This is a genomic window from Paenibacillus sp. H1-7 (genome assembly GCF_022354825.1).
Taxonomy (GTDB): domain Bacteria; phylum Bacillota; class Bacilli; order Paenibacillales; family NBRC-103111; genus Paenibacillus_S.
This window is the reverse complement of sequence record NZ_CP031168.1, coordinates 7,018,176-7,039,506: the sequence shown is the minus strand read 5'-3', so window position 1 is coordinate 7,039,506 and position 21,331 is coordinate 7,018,176. Positions and strand designations below refer to the sequence as shown.

At 51.9% G+C, this 21,331-nt stretch carries 16 protein-coding genes; 10 read left to right on the top strand and 6 right to left on the bottom strand.

The genetic code is table 11. The annotated features are described in order from the left end of the window. Positions 1 to 100: 100 nt before the first annotated feature. On the bottom strand, positions 101 to 1,423 hold the full coding sequence (locus tag DVH26_RS30925; RefSeq protein ID WP_239629025.1) for an ABC transporter substrate-binding protein: 1,323 nt from the start codon (positions 1,421 to 1,423) through the stop codon (positions 101 to 103). A 202-nt stretch (positions 1,424 to 1,625) separates the two neighbouring features. Here DVH26_RS30925 and DVH26_RS30920 point away from each other — a divergent pair, with 202 nt between their 5' ends. The 6 genes from DVH26_RS30920 (at position 1,626) to DVH26_RS30895 (ending at position 9,973) form a co-directional block, all read left to right on the top strand. Next, a complete protein-coding gene (locus DVH26_RS30920) occupies positions 1,626 to 2,543 on the top strand; it encodes an AraC family transcriptional regulator (protein ID WP_239629022.1) in 918 nt (305 codons plus the stop codon). A gap of 196 nt (positions 2,544 to 2,739) precedes the next feature. After that, on the top strand, positions 2,740 to 3,243 hold the full coding sequence (locus DVH26_RS30915) for an ADP-heptose synthase (RefSeq protein ID WP_239629020.1): 504 nt from the start codon (positions 2,740 to 2,742) through the stop codon (positions 3,241 to 3,243). Positions 3,244 to 3,462: 219 nt separating this feature from the next. After that, positions 3,463 to 4,071, top strand: coding sequence for a TetR/AcrR family transcriptional regulator (locus DVH26_RS30910; RefSeq protein ID WP_239629017.1), 609 nt, complete (start codon positions 3,463 to 3,465; stop codon positions 4,069 to 4,071). A gap of 223 nt (positions 4,072 to 4,294) precedes the next feature. After that, complete coding sequence (locus DVH26_RS30905; protein WP_239629015.1) at positions 4,295 to 7,486, top strand: bifunctional cytochrome P450/NADPH--P450 reductase; 3,192 nt, start codon at positions 4,295 to 4,297, stop codon at positions 7,484 to 7,486. Positions 7,487 to 8,281: 795 nt separating this feature from the next. Then, positions 8,282 to 9,373, top strand: coding sequence for a M24 family metallopeptidase (locus tag DVH26_RS30900; protein ID WP_239629013.1), 1,092 nt, complete (start codon positions 8,282 to 8,284; stop codon positions 9,371 to 9,373). 57 nt (positions 9,374 to 9,430) lie between these two features. After that, complete coding sequence (locus tag DVH26_RS30895) at positions 9,431 to 9,973, top strand: DUF1697 domain-containing protein (RefSeq protein ID WP_239629011.1); 543 nt, start codon at positions 9,431 to 9,433, stop codon at positions 9,971 to 9,973. Between the two features lie 153 nt (positions 9,974 to 10,126). Here the strand turns inward: DVH26_RS30895 and DVH26_RS30890 are convergent, their stop codons facing one another. Next, positions 10,127 to 10,756, bottom strand: a complete 630-nt coding sequence (locus DVH26_RS30890; RefSeq protein WP_239635548.1) for an SGNH/GDSL hydrolase family protein — start codon at positions 10,754 to 10,756, stop codon at positions 10,127 to 10,129. A gap of 191 nt (positions 10,757 to 10,947) precedes the next feature. Here DVH26_RS30890 and nagZ point away from each other — a divergent pair, with 191 nt between their 5' ends. From nagZ to DVH26_RS30875, 3 genes are all read left to right on the top strand, one after another. Then, the gene (gene nagZ / locus DVH26_RS30885; RefSeq protein WP_239629009.1) at positions 10,948 to 12,210 is read left to right on the top strand and encodes a beta-N-acetylhexosaminidase; all 1,263 of its coding nucleotides are present in this window, start codon (positions 10,948 to 10,950) and stop codon (positions 12,208 to 12,210) included. Between the two features lie 565 nt (positions 12,211 to 12,775). Then, positions 12,776 to 12,976, top strand: a complete 201-nt coding sequence (locus tag DVH26_RS30880) for a cold-shock protein (RefSeq protein WP_239629007.1) — start codon at positions 12,776 to 12,778, stop codon at positions 12,974 to 12,976. A gap of 82 nt (positions 12,977 to 13,058) precedes the next feature. Continuing rightward, on the top strand, positions 13,059 to 13,289 hold the full coding sequence (locus DVH26_RS30875; RefSeq protein ID WP_239629006.1) for a cold-shock protein: 231 nt from the start codon (positions 13,059 to 13,061) through the stop codon (positions 13,287 to 13,289). 82 nt (positions 13,290 to 13,371) lie between these two features. Here DVH26_RS30875 and DVH26_RS30870 read toward each other — a convergent pair whose 3' ends face one another. Both DVH26_RS30870 and DVH26_RS30865 read right to left on the bottom strand, forming a co-directional pair. Continuing rightward, positions 13,372 to 13,878, bottom strand: coding sequence for a tellurite resistance TerB family protein (locus DVH26_RS30870; RefSeq protein ID WP_239629004.1), 507 nt, complete (start codon positions 13,876 to 13,878; stop codon positions 13,372 to 13,374). Between the two features lie 158 nt (positions 13,879 to 14,036). Beyond that, entirely contained in the window at positions 14,037 to 15,680 is a 1,644-nt protein-coding gene (locus DVH26_RS30865; protein WP_239629002.1) for an RNA polymerase sigma factor, read from the bottom strand. 339 nt (positions 15,681 to 16,019) lie between these two features. Between DVH26_RS30865 and DVH26_RS30860 the strand changes: the two genes are divergently transcribed. Then, positions 16,020 to 17,213 carry a cation:proton antiporter gene (locus DVH26_RS30860; protein ID WP_239629000.1) on the top strand — a complete coding sequence of 398 codons (1,194 nt, stop codon included), beginning with the start codon at positions 16,020 to 16,022 and terminating at the stop codon, positions 17,211 to 17,213. A 725-nt stretch (positions 17,214 to 17,938) separates the two neighbouring features. Here the strand turns inward: DVH26_RS30860 and DVH26_RS30855 are convergent. Together DVH26_RS30855 and DVH26_RS30850 are read right to left on the bottom strand one after the other, a co-directional pair. Beyond that, positions 17,939 to 20,362: a helix-turn-helix domain-containing protein gene (locus DVH26_RS30855; protein ID WP_239628997.1), complete on the bottom strand. Its 2,424-nt coding sequence runs from the start codon at positions 20,360 to 20,362 to the stop codon at positions 17,939 to 17,941. Positions 20,363 to 20,446: 84 nt separating this feature from the next. Then, on the bottom strand, positions 20,447 to 21,322 hold the full coding sequence (locus DVH26_RS30850) for a carbohydrate ABC transporter permease (RefSeq protein ID WP_239628995.1): 876 nt from the start codon (positions 21,320 to 21,322) through the stop codon (positions 20,447 to 20,449). Between the last annotated feature and the right edge of the window lie 9 nt (positions 21,323 to 21,331).

Here is a 21,331-nt window from a genome sequence, read left to right as displayed (position 1 = left end):
ACGAATGTGTAAAGCAAACAAATTCCGTACCCACCACCACCACTCCCCCTCACAATAAAAGAAGATAAAGGCATGTGCCTCTATCTTCTTCAACTCCACATCACTTCCGGTTTTGCTCGATAAACTTATCCATTTCCTCATTATATTGACGCATAGCCGTGTTGACGTCGAGATTGTCTTTCATGATGGTCTTCATCAAGTTCGTAACCTGGTCGAACGCTTTGCTGGCAAATTCCGTTGGCGGGAATGCGGGAGCCGGCTTTGTTTTGAAAATCGCCTGAATGTTTTTACCCTGCAGAAAATCCAGGTCCTTGCCGAACTCGTCCTGAAATTTCTTGTCCTTCAGCACGGAGCCCTTGCCCCTATGCGCCATGTCCAGCTGTACATCGTCCGAGACGATCGTGGTCATGACCTTGAACGCGGCATCCTTTACTTTCGACGAAGGAGACATCAGCATGAGATGAATGTCTGCTTGCGTACCGATTCCCGGCTTCTCCGGGAACACGGGATACGACGCGAAATCCCAGTTATTCCAGGTGTCTTTGATATCGGCCAAAGGCCCAAGGTTGTTCAGTCCGGCGAGCATGGCGATATTACGGTCTTTTACGAACGCGTTGACGCCTGGGCTGAAGGGCTGAACTTTGTTGTTGCCCGGGATGCTGTAAATATTTTTGACCATTTCCAGAACCGTTTTCCACTGATCGGTGTTGACGATGGATTTATAGGTTTTGGGGTCGATCAAAGGCAGCGACAGCTGGGAAGAGGGGCGGTACACCGAATCCGGCTCGAATCCTCGGTACTGAACGCCGTTGTCCATCCGCGTCAATTGCTTGGCCAGCTCGGTCGCCTCGTACCAGGTCATGCCGTCTTTCGGATAAGGCACAGCGAATTTATCGAAAATATCCTTGTTATAGTAGAGCGCATTAAACTGAAGATAATAGGGGATCCCGACGAGGTAATCGGTCTGATTGTTCGCTTTGATCGTATTCAACAGCTCCTGCTGAAAACGCCCCAGGTCATAATTGTTCTCTTTGATGATCTGCGTCAAATCTTCTTGAATGCCCAGCAGCTTCGTACCTTGGAGCGTCAAAGAGTTCGTGACGTTAATATCCGGGAGCGCGTCGGCGACCAGCAGCTTTTCGAACGAGTTGTTTTTGTCGTCCAGCTTGATAATTTCCACTGTGATATAGGGGTACTTCTTTTTGACGGGATCGATGATGTAGCGTTGAATTTCGGTATCAGTCATGTAGCTCGGCCGAATGCCGAACTTCACCGTGACGGGATCCGTGTTTTCCTTCTTCACAGGCGCAGGCGCTTTGTCTGAAATTCCGGTCGCAGCTTCATTACTGCCGCAGGCTGCAAGCAATCCGCTCAGCATCACAAGACTAACCAACGCACTGCTTGTTCGTTTCCATTTCATCATTAAGATGACCTCCCATGGTATTATGCAAACGCTATCAATGGATAAATTATAGAAATATTTTCAAAAAAATGATATTCTATTTTTTAATCATTCCTTATTCAAAATTGTCATTTGGCTCATTTCATATATTAAGATATTGTTAAGTATCAAGGGCATAGGTAGATGCAAATTTGTTGTACTCTTGATGGAGGTGTTCGCAAGCATGTCGGGTTCCGGGGATACCCAATCGATGGCAGGCGCGGTCAAGGAACAGGTCGTTTATCAAAATCCTTTGCTGTTCTTGAAGGTGTGGGAGCTGCAGCGCAATAATGTCCACATCGGCAGATGGCACTATCATAAAGAAGTGGAATTTCTGGCCATCAGGGAGGGCCGGAAGACATTGTACACGAAGGACGAGACGATCGCTTTGAAAACGGGGGACGTCTATATGGTAGGCTCCTCGCAGCTCCACAGGTCGGACAGGACGGCGGATCCATTATGCTACGTCGTGCTGCAGGTGAATTTGACGCAATATTTGGACCAGACTACGCTGCCGTTTTTGCATGGATTTTCGGAGCTTACAACGCCGCTGGACGAACTGAACTATTTGTTTACGACCATCCCGGAGGCCAGCTCGGCGGCTTACGCGTACATTATGCAAATTTACGATGAGATGCAGGCCAAGCGCAAAGGCTACGAAATGGCCATCTCCATAGCGGTTAAGCAATTGATGCTGCTGCTTGTGCGATATGATAAGCGAGGCTTGCTGCAAGGGTCGGACGATATCGAGATTATCCGGTTGAAGCCGGTGCTTCATTATGTCGACACCCACATCGCGGAAAAAATTACGGTGGACGACGTGTGCGGTCTGCTTAATTTAAGCTACCATTACTTCGTAAAATATTTTAAAAAGATTATGGGCGTCACGTTCTTGGATTATGTGAACTTCAAACGGATCAAGATCGCGGAGTGCATGCTGCTCACCCAGGATTTGAGCATCGTGGAGGTCGGCTGCAGCGTCGGGATTCCGAATGTCGCGCAATTTTATAAAATGTTCAAGCGTTACAATCATTGTTCACCGAAGGAGTTCCGATTACGGCTTCGCGAAAAATCCGGGAGTGAGGAAGATACCATCGCTTGAGCGGATAAGGCGCAGCTAGCCGCTGCATAACGTGAACAGGAAAAGGGCGGATAACGGAGGGAAAGGGCCAGTACGAAACGGCGTTGGAAGCCCGGACATCCCTATAGGCTTATTACGGATGTGTTAGGACCGCATTAGTGGTATAATGTTCTATCAGTATTTACTAGCCATCATAGATGAGAAAGGAAGCGGAGCGATGCGCAAAAGTTTTGTCATAGAAGCTGTCATGATAGCGGTTTACGGTGAGTTGCTCGTTCCGAACGAGCCGGTAGAGTATTTCATACCTTACTCCACCATTCGCGAGCTGTACGAGCTTAAAGACAGTAAGGAGCCTATTATGCCCGATTCGAGCGATGATGCGCATGTAAGAACGATCATCGTTCAACTGATCGAGCTGCTGGAAGAACCGCTGAACCGCAAAAAAATCGAGAAGGCGCTGGGAGTGCCATGGGCCAAAAGCCCTCCCATGCCGCTTAATGATGCAGTCACGCTGACGATGGTCAATTCTTACGATAACGAAGAATACGGCGAAGCGTTCGATCCAATAGAAACGGAGCTGATTTTGACCGCCATTCGGGAGAAAACTCCGATTCTTACAGATCAGATCGAGTTTATCGAAAAAGTGATCGAAGCGGCGATTCCGGTTCAAGTATACGATCTGGACGATTTTGATTTCGCGGTGGAAGAGGGGTTCGTCTAAAGCTGTGAGAGGCGCATCGGTTATGCGGAATGGATCGCTGCTGCAGCATATTCCACAGTTACCCGGTCCCACATATGAAATAAGAACAGACGGCTGAAGGAACTGGTTCCTTTGGCCGTTTTGATGTTTCCAGCAAAATAGGTACATGTGCTCTTATGAATGTAGTTCGGAGAGAGCTTGCATCGAAGCGGCTTTAGGTTTACAATGAAGAACAAAGGAATGAATATTCATTCCGTGATGAATGGGGGTGAAATGATGAATGTGACGGCCAATAAGCGAGATAACATACTGAAGGCCGCTCTTATTTTGTTTGCCGAGCGGGGGTACGACGGGACTACCGTTCCTATGATCGCCGATACGGCGGAGGTAGGCGCAGGCACCATTTACCGGTATTTTGCCAACAAGGAGACCTTGGTGAACGTTTTGTTCCAGGAATGCGTCAAACGATTTGCCGAGACGGTGAGGCAGGGCTATCCCGACTCCGGTTCGATTCGCGAGCAATTTGGTCATGTATTCCGCGGCATGGTGCGGTTTGCCAAGGAGCATATTCACGAGCTTTATTTCATCGACACGCACAGTAATGCCCGTTATTTGGACGGAGAGAGCCGCGAGACATTCCGGCATTTGATGGATTTTCTCCACTCATATGCAGCAACGGGGAAAGAACAGGGGATCATTAAGGATTTGCCCTCCGATGCCCTGATTGCCATAGTATTTGGTGCTTTTACGAAAATTTATACGTTGATCCGCGCCGGTAAGCTGCAGGAAACGCCGGAGCTGTTGGCTGAAATTGAAGAAAGCTGCTGGGATGCGGTAAGAAAAGTATAAGGTTCAAAGAAATCGAAGAAAGCATCAAACGATCCAGAAACAGAGCACGATCATAAAGTACAAAAAAGGGCATGTCTCAGCATACCCTTGCATTGCACTCTAAACGGAATGAATATTCATTCCGAATTATTTTTTCTAAAATCAATAATAATTACAAAATGCATATGTGATGAAGTCGAACCGGAAATCATATGATGAACAAATTTGGGAAAGGGTGAATGAAATGACTCAACCTCATGTTATTCCGCAACCGAAAACATTCGGCCCGCTGGGCAACCTGCCGCAGCTGAATTTGGAGCAGCCGGTGCAGTCCATGGTCAAGCTTGCCGGGGAGTTTGGGCCTATATTCAGAATGGACCTGCCGGGAAGAAGCGAAATTTTCATTTCCAGCTACGAGCTGGTGAATGATGCGTGCGACGAATCCCGTTTTGATAAAAGAGTGTGGGCGCCGCTGCGGAAAGTGCGAGCATTTACAGGAGACGGACTGTTCACTAGCGAGACGGAGGAGCCGAATTGGAAGAAGGCTCACCAAATATTGCTGCCGAGCTTCAGCCAGCGGGCGATGCAGGGCTATCACGAGATGATGGTAGATATCGCTTTGCAGCTCGTACAAAAATGGGCGCGGCTGAATCCGGACGAGAGCGTGGATGTGCCGGAGGACATGACGCGTCTTACGCTGGACACGATCGGGCTGTGCGGGTTTAATTACCGCTTCAACAGCTTTTACCGGGAACAGTCGCATCCTTTTATAACAAGTATGGTACGTGCATTGAACGAGGCGATGAACCAGCTGCAGCGGCTGGGCATTCAAGACAAGCTGATGGTCAAAACCAAGCGGCAGTACAAGCAGGATATCGAATCGATGTTCAAGCTGGTAGACCAAATCATAGCCGAGCGAAAAGCGCACGGGCGGCAGGACGGAGATGATCTGCTGGCCCATATGCTAAGCGGCAAAGATCCGGAAACCGGGGAAGCGCTGGATGATGAGAACATCCGGTACCAGATTATTACGTTCTTGATTGCCGGACACGAGACGACGAGCGGTATGCTGTCTTTTGCGCTGTACTATTTGTTGAAAAATCCGGATAAGCTGGCGAAAGCATACGAAGAAGCGGATCGTGTGTTAACCGGTCCGATTCCGACATATTCGCAGGTTCGCGAGCTGAAGTACACGAGAATGATTTTGAGTGAAGCGCTGCGTCTGTGGCCGACGGCGCCTGCATTTTCGCTGTATGCAAAGGAAGCTACGGTGCTGGCGGGCAAATATCCGCTTGCCAAAGGGGACAGCGTCAATGTGCTGATTCCGAAGCTGCACCGGGATACGACCGTTTGGGGAGAGGATGTGGAGTCATTCCGCCCGGAACGGTTCGAGGATCCGAGCCAAATTCCTTATCACGCGTATAAACCTTTCGGAAACGGCCAGCGTGCGTGCATCGGTCAGCAATTTGCCATGCAGGAAGCGACGCTGGTGCTAGGGATGGTGCTGAAGCATTTTGAGATCATCGATCATACGAATTATGAGTTGAAAGTAAAAGAGACGTTGACGCTGAAGCCGGATGGCTTCACGATGCGCGTTCGTCCCCGCGGCAAGCAGGGGATGTTCGCTTTTGCGGCGGCAGGGATGGGGACATCTGCGCGGGAAGAGCATCAGCATCAGGTGAAGAAAGAGGCAACCCCTTCGGTTGAGGCCCATAATACGCCGCTGCTCGTGCTGTACGGATCTAATATGGGTACAGCCGAAGGCATTGCGAGAGAGCTGGCGGAGACTGGCCGCCGCCAAGGGTTCCAAAGCGTGGTTGCGCCGCTCAATGAGCGAGCAGGGAAGCTGCCGAAGGAAGGCGCCGTCTTCATCGTCTCGGCATCGTATAACGGTAAGCCGCCCAGCAATGCGCGCGAGTTCGTCCGTTGGCTTGAGGACGTGGCGCCGGGCGAATTGCAGGGTGTCCGCTATGCGGTATTCGGCTGCGGCGACCATAACTGGGAGAGCACGTACCAGCACGTGCCGCGGTACATTGACGAGCAGCTGGCGGCCAAGGGCGCAACAAGGCTCGCAGTTCGCGGCGAAGCGGATGCGAGCGGAGATTTCGAGCGGCAGGTCGACGATTGGACCGCGCAGGTTTGGCCTGATGCGATGAGCGCGCTCGGATTGCAAAGCGGCATGGCGCCGCGTCAAGAGCGCAGCACGCTCAGCGTTCAGTTTGTCAGCGGGCTGGCCGGCACGCCTATTGCGACATCGTACGATGCGCAGCTCGCTGCGGTGAAAGAGAACCGCGAGCTGCAAAGCGAAGGCAGCGAGCGCAGCACGAGACACATCGAAATCGCGCTTCCGGAGGGCGTCGCCTATCGTGAAGGCGATCATCTCGGCGTGATTCCGGAGAATGCGCCGGAGATGGTGGAGCGCGTTCTTCGCCGCTACGGTCTGCAGGCCGGCGATCAATTGATTCTCCGCGCAAGCGGACACAGCGCGGCGCATCTTCCGCTCGATCGGCCGATCGGCGTGTATGATTTGCTGAGCCACTGCGTCGAGCTGCAGGAGGCGGCGACCCGGGCGCAGCTGCGTGAGCTGGCGGCGTTCACGGTATGTCCGCCGCACCAAAAAGAGCTGGAGGCGCTCCTGCAGGAGGACGCCTACCAAGCGGGCGTGCTGAGCAAACGGCTGACTATGCTCGAGCTGCTGGAGCAGTATCCGGCATGCGAGCTGCCGTTCGAACGGTTCATCGAGCTGCTTCCGCCGCTGAAGCCTCGTTATTATTCGATCTCGAGCTCTCCGCGGATGCAGCGGGAGCAGGCGAGCATTACGGTCAGCGTCGTCAACGGACCGGCCAGAAGCGGACGCGGAGTATACCGCGGCGTGGCGACGAATTACCTGGCGACGCGAAAGCCAGGTGATTCGATCATGATGTTCGTGAGAACGCCGGAATCCGGCTTCGAGCTGCCTGACGATCCGGAGACGCCGATCGTCATGGTCGGACCGGGTACGGGCGTCGCTCCGTTCCGCGGCTTTATTCAAGCGCGGAAGGCGCTGCAGCAGGAAGGGAAGGCGCTCGGCGAGGCGCACCTGTACTTTGGCTGCCGCAATCCGCACCGCGATTATTTGTACCGGGAGGAGCTGGAGCAAGCCCAGCGCGACGGTCTTGTCACGCTCCACACGGCATTCTCCCGGGTGGACGGAGAACCCAAGTCCTATGTGCAGGACTTGATGAAAGAGCGCGCCGCGGAGCTGATCGGGCTCCTGGATCGCGGCGGCAAGCTGTACGTCTGCGGCGACGGCAGCGCCATGGCGCCGGATGTTGAGGCGACGGTGCGTGCCGCCTACCGCGAAGTGAATGGAGCGACCGAAGAGCAGGCGCTCCAATGGTTCGAGCGGCTGCAGAGCGGCGGCTTCTACGCCAAGGATGTGTGGGCGGGCGCTTGATTCACCAGCGGCAGCGCTGTCTGTACACGATAGCGAATTCTGAGCGAGCAGGATCGGACCCTGGTTCCGCTATTTGGGGCAAAAAGCCGGAAACGGTGGGGCGATCGGACCACAGATCCGTAATTCCAGCAAAATGCGAGCCATTTGCGCGGAAAAACGGGCGATAACGAATCTCATGTCCGATCGGTGTGTGTTTTGGCCGGAATTTCGCCGAATAGCGGATTTCCTGTCCGATCACTGCAGCTGGGTCGAAATGACGGTTCGCCCAACCAAACGTCAGCCCCCGCCATGGTCGCATCATATTAGCTGAGAGCGGTAAGTTGCAGCACTACTACATCTAACACACCAAGAACCGAAGCAATGTGCTATCGGTTCTTGGTTTTTTTTGTAGGAAAGCTCTGCTTTAACTGCGTATCTCAGCCGAATCCCCCCCCTCATGTGTTATGAACAATCAGGATCGGACCCTGGTTCCGCTATTTGGGGCAACTAGCCGGAAATGATGGGGCGATCGGACCACAGATCCGTTATTCCAGAAAAGGCGAGCTATTTGCGGGGAAAAACGGGCTATAACGGACCTCATGTCCGATCGGTGTGTGTCTTGGCCGGAATTTCGGCAAATAACGGATTTCCTGTCCGATCACTGCAGCCGGGTAGAAATGATGGCTCGCCTATTTCAAAGCAGAAGCTTCCCCCGCGGCTTTTTAGTACAATTCGGGTCTGGCGCCCACTATATGGTACAATCGATAGAAGAGGCTGCCGCCTCATACCATGGCGAGGAAAGGCTGGTGTGTTGCTGTGAATGAACGGATCAACAAACTATACACCTTAATGGATACGGAAGCTTTGGATGTCATCTTCATTACGCTGCCGAAGCTGGTATATTACTTCACCGGATTTTACTCCGATCCGCACGAGCGGTTCATGGCGCTGGTTTGCCCGAAAGGGGAGGAGCCTTTCTTGGTGGTGCCGCTTCTCGATCAGGAGAAGGCTGCTCGAGTATCATCCGTCGGTACCATTGTGGCGCATTCCGATACGGAAAATCCGTATGAGCTGGTGAAGCGTCATTTGCCGGGACTGACGGCCCGTATCGGCATTCAGGCGGAGCATATGAACGTGAAGCGGTACCGCGCTTTGATGGAGGTAACCGGTGCTCAGCAAGCGATCCATTTGGACGATCAAATCTCGCAATTTCGGGTCATTAAGAGCAGCGAAGAGATCGCTGTGATCCGCAGGGCGATTCATTGCATTGAGGAGGCGGTGAAGGAAACGGTCTCCCTCGTGAAGCCCGGAGTAACGGAGGTCGAGCTGGTGGCGGAGCTGGAGTACCGGATGAAGCGCCTTGGGGCTGAGGGACCTTCGTTCGATACGATGGTGCTGACGGGAGAAAAAACCGGGCTGCCGCACGGCATCCCCGGGACCGATCGTGTCCGCGAGGGCGACTTTTTGCTGATTGATGCGGGAGTGTTTATCGACGGCTATGCATCCGACTTGACCCGGACGTTCGCGGTGGGAGACATTAGTGATCAACGTAAGGAAATCTATGCCGCCGTGCTGGCAGCGAACGAAGCGATGATCCGGGCCGTGCGCCCTGGCGTCACTTTCGGCAGCCTGGACCATGCAGCCCGCAGCGTCATAGCGGATCGGGGCTATGGAGAAGCTTTTATTACCCGTGCAGGGCACGGTTTTGGACTGGAAATTCACGAGTATCCTTCGATTCACGGATTGAATGAGGACTTGCTTCGTGAAGGCATGGTGTTTACGGCGGAGCCGGGCATTTATATTTCGGGGCTGGGCGGCGTGCGCATCGAAGACAACGTTGTAGTGACAAAGGACGGAGCGGAGGTCCTGACCTCGTATCCTAAGCAATTAACGGTGATTGGCGTATAGCGGCCGGTCCTTTCATAGCGAATGTATTTTTGAATCCGGAAATGAGGTGTTCCATTCATGACAACTTATATCGCCTTGCTGCGCGGCATTAACGTCAGCGGGCAAAAGCTCATCAAGATGGACAGTCTGAAAGCTATGTTCGAAGCGATGTCGTTCCGCCGTGTACGAACCTATATTCAGAGCGGTAACGTCATCTTCGAGAGTGATGATAACGCAGCTGAACGCCTCGTAAAAGCCATCGAAGCGGAAATCGCCCGCGTGTACGGGTTTGACGTTGCCGTTATTTTGCGGACGGAGGAGGAGCTGGAGGGGGTCATTAAGCGGAATCCTTTTGCATCTGAGCAGCTGGTCGAGGGAGAAAAGGTCTATGTTTCTTTATTGTCGCAGGAGCCGTCTCCAGAGGCCATCGGGCAGCTGCAAGCCTATTCGAACGACATTGACGAGTATCGGATTATAGGCAGGGAAGTGTACATTTTGTGCCGCAAAAGCTATGGAAAATCGCAGTTCTCCAACAATTTTCTTGAGAAAAAGCTGCGCGTGTCCGCTACGACGCGGAATTGGGAATCGGTAAATAAGATAGCGGAAATAGCCAGAAGCTAAAGCGGCTAGGTCGAGACTCACTGAATTTATCTGCACTAATGATGTAGCATTCGCGCTATAAAGATTGGAACCCGGTTATCCCAGGCACAAGCTCTATACAAAAAGCAAGGGCTATCGCGCTATGAACGCGAAAGCCCTTAACCTTTTTCGGGATTATTGCTGGCCGTTCCAAGAGAAGCCGATCGCATTCAGGAACGCGCGGGCTAACGTCATATGCCCGGTCATGTTCGGATGAACCCGGTCCCACGCCAGCGTAGCCGGATAAATGTGCTTCAATACCGGCTCGAACGCTTTTTGCGTATCGATGAATACAGCGCCGTATTGCTGCGCGATTTTTTGCACGACAGCACCGTATTGATCCATCGCAGCTCTCATGCCGTCGTTCTCATTTGGCTCAATGTAATAAGGCGTCATCAGGATGAGGCCCTTCAACGAAGGCTTTGTGCGCTCTACAAGCTCGCGAAGCGTTTGCTCGTATTCTTCTATGTATACGTGCTTTTCCACGATTTGAGGCAGATCGTACTGCCGCCATACGTCGTTGATGCCGATCATGATCGACAGCCAATCCGGCTTCTGATCGATGACGTCGGTTTGCCAGCGATCCTTCAGGTTGCGAACCGTGTTGCCGCTGATGCCCATGTTGACGACTCTTATGCCCAGCTCTGGATAAACCGATTGCAGGAATGAATCGACCAAGGCGACGTATCCGCTTCCAAGCGCGTCGTTGCGTCCTTCTCCCTCCGGCTTTTTCCGTCCGCAGTCGGTGATGGAATCCCCGATCATAACGAGCTTGTCTTTATTCTGTAACAGCACTGTATTTCATCCTTTCTATAATGAGGTGATCCTTTACATATTCTCCTTCCATTGTTGCAGTTCCTTCCATGTATGGAGGCTGCCCGTAAATCCGCATTGGATTAAACAGGGAAAAACATGCAACACTAGCTAATAAAACGAAGAGAGGACAGGTGAGTCTATTGTCAGCGAAACCGTACCGAATCGTCATCCATACCGTCATGATTGCATCTTTGATTGCATTGTCCGGCTGCGGTCTTTTTCCTTCACGCAGCAATACGGCCGCGCCTGCACCGACACCGGCGCCCGCGCAAACTCCGGCTGCTCAGACTCCGGCACCAAAGGACCCGATCCGCGAGCTGGTTGAGAGCATGTCTATCGATGAGAAAATCGGACAGATGCTGCTGATCGGCATCGACGGGACTACTTTTAACGATACCCTCCGGAGGAATATTACGGAGAGGCATATCGGCGGATTTATTTTTTACAGCAACAATATTGAATCCTCCCATCAGGCATGGAGTCTGATTTCCGCCATGCGGAAAGCGAATACCGGGGCCAAGCTCCCGCTGCTGCTTAGCGCAGATCAGGAGGGCGGCAGAGTGTCGCGGATGCCTAAGGAGCTTCCTGCTTTTCCGGCAAGCCGGGACGTTGGAAAAACGAATGATAAAGCTCTCGCCTTCCAGGTTGGCAGTACGCTTGGGGAGACGATGAAGGCGTACGGGTTAAACGTCGATTTTGCGCCGGTGCTGGACGTGAACAGCAATCCGTCGAATCCGGTGATCGGAGACCGTTCGTTCGGGAGCACCGCGGCAACGGTAAGCAGCATGGGAATTGAAGAGATGAAGGGCATTCAATCGCAAGGGGTAATCCCGGTTGTGAAGCATTTCCCCGGCCATGGCGATACGTCGGTCGATTCCCATACGGAGCTTCCGGTAGTCAATCATGACCTGGATCGGTTGCGAAAGGTGGAATTCGTACCTTTTGCCGAAGCCATTCGTCAAGGAGCCGACGCGGTGATGGTGGCTCATCTGCTCGTGACCAAGCTGGATCCGGACGTTCCGGCATCGATGTCGCGCCCCATAATCCAAAATTACTTAAGAGGGGAGCTCGGGTTTCAAGGAGTAGTCATTACGGATGACATGACGATGGGGGCGATTACGAAGTCGATGCCGATCGAAAAGGCAGCCGTAAAATCGGTTCAGGCCGGGGCGGACATTATTTTGGTCGGCCATGAGGATGCCAAGCAGCAGGCGGTGCTGCAAGCGTTGAAGCAAGCGGTTCAGGACGGTACCATATCCGGCAAAGCGCTCGATGACAGCGTCTACCGCATCGCCAAGCTGAAGCGCAAGACGGAGCTATCGTCCAATCCGGTTCCCGAGCCGGACACGTCGAAGCTAAGCGTAGACATCAAGTCGGCCGTCAAGCCGATAACGAAATCATGATGAAGCAAAAAAAGAGACCCATCGGCAACGGGCCGTCGGGTCTAAGGTTTATATATTAAAAAGGGGGTCGAGATTTATTATAGCCCAAGTACATTAAGGGAAGATGATAGTAATATTTCAGTTTCATTACAAATTGCGAGCACTGAAGCTGCGGCTAAGTAATAGTTAATCTTGACTGACGTAAATACCAGTCTTCTAGTCTGCTGGAAGGATGGAGGAGCGGGATGCTGTTCTGGCCGTTTGGTCGCGATTAGAGCTGCTTGGGGACTAGGCTAGAGGAGTACTGCCGCATCTTCTCGCGCTGCCCGCAGCCCATATTCCGCTGCTTGATCGGTTCATCCCGTTCTCCGCCGTGATGCCGGCACTTCAATGAGTCGGTTGTGCTTCAGATCTAGAGTTGCATTGCAGACAAAAGTGTGTTATAGTTATGTTAATCATAAATTAAAGCCTGAAATTCACATATTGTAAAGGGTTAGCATTTGTGTGATGGAACCTTTTTCAATGTGTGAATTTTTTCTTTTTATAGAATAAAGGGCATGTTAATTTAAAATTTGGAGGTAATAAGATGCAAACAGGTACAGTAAAATGGTTTAATGCAGAGAAAGGCTTCGGCTTTATCGAAGTGGAAGGCGGCAACGACGTATTCGTACATTTCAGTGCGATTACAGGCGACGGTTTCAAAACGTTGGATGAAGGCCAACGCGTTGAATTTACAGTGACGCAAGGCAACCGCGGACCGCAAGCGGAAAATGTAGTTAAATTGTAATCCCGATTAAGCTGATCCAGATCAAACTGCCCTTAACATGTGTTGAGGGCAGTTTTTCTTTAGTACGGAGGGAGGGTTGTCCATGTATTTTCGGAAAAAATCACTTGAAGATATTCCTCATGAAAATACCGCGATTTGGTCATGTATGGAAGAAAGTTGTATGTGCTGGATGCGCGACAATTTTGCATTCGATTACGTACCTACTTGCTGGAAATGTCAATCTCCCATGGTAAGCAGTATGAAGATGCTGCCGCTGTTAGTTAACACGAATAACGACGTAAAGACGCTTAAGAAAGGTGTCCAGATTTCGTAATCAGCGACAAATTACTGCTAAATATCCAAAATGAATAAGGACAGCCTCATATGGCTGTCCTTATTGTTGTCCTCTATGTAATCTAGACCGAAAGGGTAACTTGATAGCCCGGCTGATTTTTCGGATGGTTTTGGTTCAAGAAGACGGAACGATCGTTTTTCAGCATAATGACTTCGAAGAACGGAGTGAAGCGCTCTTCGCTGATGCCGAAGCCTTGAAGGAATTTGGCGAACAGCTCTTGCTCTTCTCTTTCCGGCTCGCCGTCTGCCAAGGAGGAGTCCACGAGATTGATCAGGATACAAATTTTTTGCGCGTCCGTCAGGACAGGGGCTGCTTCGCTCAAAAATTTATCGACGGAGTTGGAACGAACGTATTTGACAGCTCTGTCGAGCAAGGCGCGGTTATTGGCGCCAACGCCGATCACGCCGTTCTTTTCTTCACCGCCCAGTACGGACAACAATTGTCCTACCTCCTCCGCGTCCATTTCTCCGTCCGATTGCATCATGTAGAGCAGCGAGGTGGCAAATGCAAAATGCGGCGTAATCCCTTCCGTGCTTTTGTCGCCTTTAAACATATCAAACAATCCCATATTTCTCTGCCTCCCGAACCATAGTTTAGTATCACTCGGAATCGAAAATGTCCAAGCTATTCATGTACTACGGACGATATATAAAATGGTTGCCGCAAGGAGGCAAATTTTTACGAAAAAAGGACAGCCCTCTTGGCTGCCCTCGTCCGCTCCGAAGATTATTTGATCAAGCCCATCCAGGTGGTGATCGTCTTCCGCTGTCCGTCTAGCGGCCCCCGCAGCTTTTGGTTGTCGAGCAAATGCTTCAGAATGTACGGAATAATCGCTCCGTTCGTTACGCTGAGCTTAGTCATATAGGCAATTTGCGGCTCCAGATGACGGGGCTGATCGCGCATGGCAAGCAGCAGCATTTGCTCGTACAGAGATTGGATGACAGGAGCAAACGCCTTCGACAAGTTAGGAATGGCGGCTGCAATCTGTTGGGCCGTTTCTGGACGGTCTACCCAAACGGCATTAAATTTGAATCCTCTATCGGTCTTCACAATATATTGCTTGGCAAGCAAGAAAGCGTACTCCTCCATGCAGGCTTGCTCGTCGCCAAGCTCCCCGTTCCAGAAAGCATAGCAAGCTTGCGCATCCTTAAACCGTAGCCTTTGCCAGCCATCGCGGTCGCTCCAATAGGTGTTCAATTGCCACAAGTACAAGCTCCCGCCGCCGCTTCTTGTCATAGGACCATTGATCTGGTAAGGCGAAATATCGTAGCCCGGATCCGTGTGCGTCTCGCTCTTGAGCTCGGCATACGCAATGTAACGCCCTCCGTCTTTTCGTAAGGGAACAACGGAACCGTAATCCGCTCCGAGCCGTCCGACTCGCGCAGCCTGTTCTCCAAAATTCAGCGGAAGCAGCGTCCACAGCAAAAAGTTGAAGTCCCGGTCCGGATAGTAAAGTGAGGATTGCTCGATCTCCGTTCGGACATCCATGATCGCCTCAAAATGCTGCTCGGCCAGCCGGGATGCGGCTTCCATGAAGAGCTCATGTCTGCGCTGCAAATAATCATGAGTATAGTTCCAAATAATGAAATCGGTTCTATATTTCTGTGCTCCGGTCTCCTTCAGAAAGCCGTACTCTGCGAGGTGTTTCACTTCATCTTCGATAAAATGGGCGGGAGTACCCAGCTCGACAGCCAGTTCGCCTATGCTTAGCGGTTTGCGATACAAGGCGTAAGCGATGTTTTGGGATAAGCTTCGGCGCAAGAAGCTCCCCGTTTCCCCCAACTCTCCAGGTTGGCCGCTATGTCCGGTCCCTGCCAGCTCGATGGGGTTAAAGCTCAATTGACCGCTTGGCTGCATGCGATTCATTCCTCTCTTGAGTTCGTTTTTGGCATCGTAAAGATGCCATTTTACCGTTCCGACAGGAATCCGGAGGGCGTTGGAGATCGCCTGCTGCTTCATTCCGTCGTAGTAGTACATGACCACGATCCGCCGCTGCATTTCGGATAAATAAGCAAGCTCACGGCGCAGCATCCGGTATGCTTCGCTGTTCACTAGCTGATCCAGAGGCTCTGGCCCGGCATCGGACAGCAGGTCGGTCATTCCGTTCAGCTCGACGCTTGCCCCGGCTCTGGACTGCTTCCTGACCCAATGGACCCATGTATACTTGGCGACGGTCCACACGTACGCTTCCAAATGGCGTATATCCTCATGTCTATGAGACGAGAACGATTGCAGCAGTTGGAGCATGATCTCCTGGGCCAAATCCTCCGCTTCCGTTCGGTTTCGTACCCGGTTCAGTGCGAAGCCGAATATGGGCTTGGCGAATTGCAAAAGTGATTCCGTCGTATCGATTGTAGAATGAGCGCTCATTCCGAACCTCCTTGTGACCGGTCATCTAGTAAGTGTCAACATAGGGAAAAAGGTTGGATCATTTCAATAAAAAAATTTTATGGTTATCTTAATATTGGACATATGTCTGGTAATTCCTGTATTTTACTCAGGAGGGGTATAAAGATGAAACCATAAACGCTCTTGACCGTATTAAGAAGTAGAACTGGATATCGTGCATGTTTGGAGGAGCCTGTCACCACGGCCTTGCTATGTCTTCATAGCGGAGCGGTTGTGGTTTACAGGCTCTTTTTTGCATGTTTTTTACAAAAAATAAGCATCCTTTCTAAATGAATGAAACAAAGGTGAGGGGGAGATTTCATGCTCGTATTTCAATTAGCCATCATACTTCTTGCGTCCAAAATCGCCGGAGACATCAGCGTCAAGCTCGGGCAGCCGTCCGTGCTCGGCAAACTGCTGATCGGGATCGTGCTCGGTCCGTCGGTGCTCGGTATTGTTACGAATACGGAGGTGCTTGGCGAAATCAGTCAAATCGGGGTCATTTTGCTTATGTTCATCGCGGGTCTCGAGACCGATACTGAGGAATTCAAACGAACGGGGAAAGCTTCGAGTTATGTCGGTATTCTTGGAATCATCGTGCCGTTCACGCTCGGATTCCTGGCCGGCAATGTCATGGGGCTTCCGTCGATTCAATCGATTTTCCTCGGACTGCTGCTGTCCGCCACCAGCGTCAGCATATCCGTGCAGGCACTGAAGGAGATGGGGAAGCTGAAGTCCAGGGAAGGGACTACGATATTGGGAGCGGCCGTCATAGACGACATCCTCGTTATAATCGCGTTGGCGTTTGTCATGTCTTTCGCCGGAGGCGATGTGCATCTGGGTACGGTGCTTGTGAAAAAGGCCGCGTTCTTCGCAGTCGCTATTCTGCTCGCATGGAAAGTCGTCCCTTGGGTGCTGAAAAAATTCGCAAAGCTGCGTGTATCGGAGACGGTCATCTCCGCCGCGCTCATCATTTGCTTCGTTTACGCTTATATCGCGGAATATACCGGAGTAGCCGCTATTATAGGGGCTTACATCGCGGGCGTGGCAATCAGTGTGACGCCGTTTAAGCAGGAAGTGTTTGAAAAAGTCGAGACGATCGGCTACTCGATCTTCGTGCCCGTCTTTTTCACCTCCATCGGGGTCACCGCCGAATTCAGCGGGATTGGGCAAAACCTCGGATTGATCGCCGCATTAAGCGTGCTGGCTATTGCAAGCAAGCTTATTGGCTCGGCGATTGGCGCCAAGCTGGCAGGTTTTCCGTGGAGAAGCTCGCTCGGCATCGGCGCCGCCATGGTATCGCGGGGAGAGGTCGCCCTGATCATCGCGGCTATGGGATTGGAGTCGAAGCTGTTAAGCAGCGATATGTTTGCGGTTATCGTCGTCGTCGTTCTTATTACGACCATTGTGACGCCGCCGATGATGAAGCTGTTTTTCAAAGAAAAGGAGAAGGAAACAGGACGGCCGGAGCGGGAAGAAGCGAGTACAATTACAGCCGAGAAGGCGGGAATGTAGAAAAGATGCAAGGCAGCCTCGCGCGAGGCTGCCTTGTTTCGTTGAGAAGCCCGGTTCCCGCGAAATGCAGGGGGTTTCTGCTTAGGATGCCTGTTTTCCAAAGGCAGCTCCGTCTTTTAAGAAACCCGGGTTACCCAAAATGGGGAAGGCTGGGCATCTCCCGGAAGGAGCGTAAGCAACCGCCTTTGGTTTTCAGTAAAGTACCGCTAGAAAAGATACATTAAAAAATTCTGGAAACAATAGCAGTTGGAGGGAGGTACCCCACCGGCAAGACCCGCAGAATTATCAAGGTGGGGGGGCTCGGAGGAGTTACGTCACCTCTTTGAAGCCTCTGAAAAAACTTATTCTTTTCAGATTCTCACGATTCAAAGGCTGAGAGCTTTCGTAGTAAAGCCTACAATGGATGCAGTATGCCCATGGGGATCTTCGGACCGTAGATCCGTTATATCACCAAAAGCTGCTGCTTTTATTGGTAAAATCAGCAAATAACGGACCCTAAGTCCGATCACACTCCGAAAGCAGCAGCTTTCTAGGGAATAACGGATTTCCTGTCCGATCGTCGGCCTCCAAGTCCGATGGGCAGCTTTCCATAGGCGCATCGCTTGGGTATCCGGGAGTAGTATCTACCTTACGGCATACGGCCAATGATCGACTAAGCACTCACAATGTGTTCCAAGTACCCATTCCCTTGACAGATAAGGGCAGCCTCACGCAAGGCTGCCCCTTTACGAATCGGAGCCGGTTTTGTCCGGCGTGATCGTATCGCGATATTTGCCCGGCGTAATGCCTTCGAGCTTTTTGAATGCGCGGATAAACACGACGTCGTTCGTATAGCCGACCTGCTGGGCGATGTGGGCGTTCGTCAGCTCCCTGCTTTCCATCAGGCGTTTCGCTTTATCGATTCGCTTGCGCGTCATGTAATCGAGCAGATTTTGCCCCTGATGCTTTTTGAAGAAGGTGGAAATATATTGCGGCGTCATGCCGAAACGGTCGGCGATTAACGCAAGGCCAAGGTTCGGATCATGCAGATCCCGCTCGACCATGCTCACGATGTCGTGGAACAGCTGCGAGCTGTGATCGGATCGCTCGACCTTGAACGAGCGCGTAAGCGTCTCGAACAGCTCCTTCGTCTTCCGGTGCATGCCTTCCACTGTCGGATGGCTGAATATTTCCTTGATCGGATCGAAATCCGCTCCCAACACTTCGTCCTGATTGGTGTTCGTGGAGTTGATGACCTTTAGCAGCGTGCTCGTCACATTGAAAAACAAGCATTTGCCCAAATCCGGCGTCATGTGGGTGGAATCGAAATTCATCGCATAGATCGTATCGAGCAGCTTTCCTACACTGTCGCTGTCGCCGCTGCGCACGAAATTGATGAGCTGGCTTTCGATATCCAGCGGGTAGTAGTAATGCTGCTTGGCATCGGCGATATCCTGGAAATGAATGACGGCATTTTTTCCTTTGATGATCCTATATTCAAGCGCGGCCAATGCCTCGGGATAAGAGTCGCGGATGGCTCCCGCCCCTTGGTGAAGAGCCCCTGCGGCCACGGTAATGTCGATGCGGAAACGGTGCGTAATGACGCTGTTGAGCGAATCGGCGATGTCCCGCACATCGGCATCCGCACGATGAACTCGTTCCTTATCCAGATTGATAAGGAACGCCAGACGATCACGGTCCAGCTCGACGGCAAAGCCTTGATGGTGCCTTTGCGCCAATTCGACCCCGATATTCGATACGATAAAGCGGACCAGCGCCCACTGCTGCTCGGATTCCTGATCGGAAAACCGGCTGATGTCCTCGATTTGGACCAGCAGGACGGCAAAACGATCGCTTACGAACGTGAGCTCCATAAACTTCAACGTCTCCTCGCTGTCCGCCGAGACGTTCACATCCATATAGCCCCGCACGAGACGGGACAAGTAATTGGCCCGGATGACCGGCGTCTGCTGGGCCAGCAGGCTGCGCAAGTTTTTCTCTTCATGAATCGAGCCTTCGATGGTTTCGCGAATAAATTCATATTCGTTGGACGCGGGACGGCCGATCATGTCTTTGCCGCGCATAATGGCGTTCACCGTTTTTTGCAGAGGCTTGTAATTTCGGTAGGCCATGGCAAAGACGGCGGGCAAACCGGCAATCAGGCACAGCAGGAGCAGGCCGATCGACCAGTTCTGGATTTGATGCACCTGCTTCATGAACACGTCGCTTGGTGTCACGGACACGTACTTCCAGCCAGCCTTTTGCGAGGAGGTGAACGACACCAGTTGATTGACACCGCCGATTTGATAATCGAACGGTCCGGTATTTTGCTCGATCCGCTGCATAAGGTCGCCGGGGAGCGGGGTGTCGCTCGTGCTCATAATCGTTCTTCCTGTATGGTCGACGATATAGATAGAGCTTTGGCTCGCAGCCTCGAGCTGCGCAAATTGCTGCTTAATATGGCTCACATCGATCAGAACGATAAAATTGCCGAGAATATCGGTTTGCGAACGGAGCGGAAGCGATTGGGCATAGATGACCACATCGTCCGGGATGTATTCGGTGCCGGCGGCGGAAGAGGGATTGCTCTCCAGTGCAGTGACGGGCATGTACGCCATCTTGTGCGGTGCGGATAGCAGCTCTTTCATCCATTTGTCATAGGTCATATTTTGAAACTGATACGTATTGTCGTAAAACGTCCTGGAATCGGTCAAAAAATCCGCATTGACGATCGTATCGCTGCTGGCGAAATAGACGTAATAGTCAAAAATGAAGCTGCTGACCATGCTGCGATACCGGTTCATGTTATCCTTCATAAATTCGACCAGACGGTATTTGTCGACGCTGTCTGCATCGGCCGGAATTTTCAGCAAGTAATCGAGCTTCGGGTTGAGCACGACCTGCCGCATCAAATTGTCCACTTCCGCGAGCTTAGTATCGAGCGACAGCTGCAGCTGCTCAAGCATCGCCGTGTTGGAGCGATTCGCGCTTTTCTCCAGGCTCTGCTCGACCTTGGCATACAGAAACAGCCCCATAGAAAGCGGTATCAAAAGAATGAACAGGTTGGAGACGATCATGGTCGTCAGCGCGCTTTTGCGGCTGCCGACCCGAAGCCAGCGCAGCGGTAATTTCACATTCGTCACGCCCATTTCTCTTTGACTTGTCTGCATATTATAACCCGAACCTGCAACAGACGTAAAACGGGTAGGCAAAAAAGGTGCTGACGTCCTAGACGGAATGCCGTCTAGGGACCGCTATTCCTTGATCGCGCCGATCATGACGCCTTTGACGAAATACTTTTGCAGGAACGGATACAGGCAAATGATCGGCAGCGTCGAAACGATGATCGTAGCATATTTGATCGTTTCCCCGATGGCGTATTTGTCGTCGCTGGCGGCTCCCGTCATCATCGAATCGGTATTGTTCGCGATCAGAATTTCCCGGAGGACGAGCTGCAGCGGGTAAGCCTCGCGATTGCGCAAATAGACGAGGGCGCTGAAATACGAATTCCAATGCCCGACGGCATACCAGAGGATCATGACGGCGATGACCGGCATCGACAGCGGAATAATGATGCGGAACAAGATCGTCCAGTCGTTCGCGCCGTCCATACGAGCCGATTCCTCCAGGCTGACCGGAACGCCCTGGAACGCGGTTCGCATGATAATCATATTGAACGTATTGATTGCACCCGGAATAATGAGCGCCCACATCGAGTTCATCATGCCGAGGTCGTTGACAAGCAGGTAGGTCGGAATCAAGCCGCCGTGGAATACCATCGTGACGACGATGAAAAACATGAGGATGTTCTTGAAAAACAAGCCCGTCCGGGACAGCACGTAAGCGCCGATCGCCGTCATGACAAGGTTGATCGATGTGCCGAGTGTGACATAAAGCAGCGTGTTCTGATAGCCTTTGGCAATCATCGGATTATCGAATACGGCCTTGTAAGCGCCGAAATCCAGGCCTACCGGAGCAAGCAGCAGCCCACGGTGCTGAAGAAACGACGTGGCGTTGCTGAGCGAGGCGAACAAGACGTACAGAAACGGATACAGCGTGACGACGCAAAGGCCGATCATCAGGACGGTGTTGACATAGCCGAACGATCTTTCACCGGCAGTTAGTTTCATAATCGTGCC

Coding starts and splice junctions, on each gene's coding strand:
- DVH26_RS30925 (WP_239629025.1), bottom strand. CDS start 1,423: ATGATGAAATGGAAACGAACAAGCAGTGCGTTGGTTAGTCTTGTGATG.
- DVH26_RS30920 (WP_239629022.1), top strand. CDS start 1,626: ATGTCGGGTTCCGGGGATACCCAATCGATGGCAGGCGCGGTCAAGGAA.
- DVH26_RS30915 (WP_239629020.1), top strand. CDS start 2,740: ATGCGCAAAAGTTTTGTCATAGAAGCTGTCATGATAGCGGTTTACGGT.
- DVH26_RS30910 (WP_239629017.1), top strand. CDS start 3,463: ATGAATATTCATTCCGTGATGAATGGGGGTGAAATGATGAATGTGACG.
- DVH26_RS30905 (WP_239629015.1), top strand. CDS start 4,295: ATGACTCAACCTCATGTTATTCCGCAACCGAAAACATTCGGCCCGCTG.
- DVH26_RS30895 (WP_239629011.1), top strand. CDS start 9,431: ATGACAACTTATATCGCCTTGCTGCGCGGCATTAACGTCAGCGGGCAA.
- DVH26_RS30890 (WP_239635548.1), bottom strand. CDS start 10,756: ATGATCGGGGATTCCATCACCGACTGCGGACGGAAAAAGCCGGAGGGA.
- DVH26_RS30880 (WP_239629007.1), top strand. CDS start 12,776: ATGCAAACAGGTACAGTAAAATGGTTTAATGCAGAGAAAGGCTTCGGC.
- DVH26_RS30875 (WP_239629006.1), top strand. CDS start 13,059: ATGTATTTTCGGAAAAAATCACTTGAAGATATTCCTCATGAAAATACC.
- DVH26_RS30870 (WP_239629004.1), bottom strand. CDS start 13,878: ATGGGATTGTTTGATATGTTTAAAGGCGACAAAAGCACGGAAGGGATT.
- DVH26_RS30865 (WP_239629002.1), bottom strand. CDS start 15,680: ATGAGCGCTCATTCTACAATCGATACGACGGAATCACTTTTGCAATTC.
- DVH26_RS30860 (WP_239629000.1), top strand. CDS start 16,020: ATGCTCGTATTTCAATTAGCCATCATACTTCTTGCGTCCAAAATCGCC.
- DVH26_RS30855 (WP_239628997.1), bottom strand. CDS start 20,362: ATGCAGACAAGTCAAAGAGAAATGGGCGTGACGAATGTGAAATTACCG.
- DVH26_RS30850 (WP_239628995.1), bottom strand. CDS start 21,322: ATGAAACTAACTGCCGGTGAAAGATCGTTCGGCTATGTCAACACCGTC.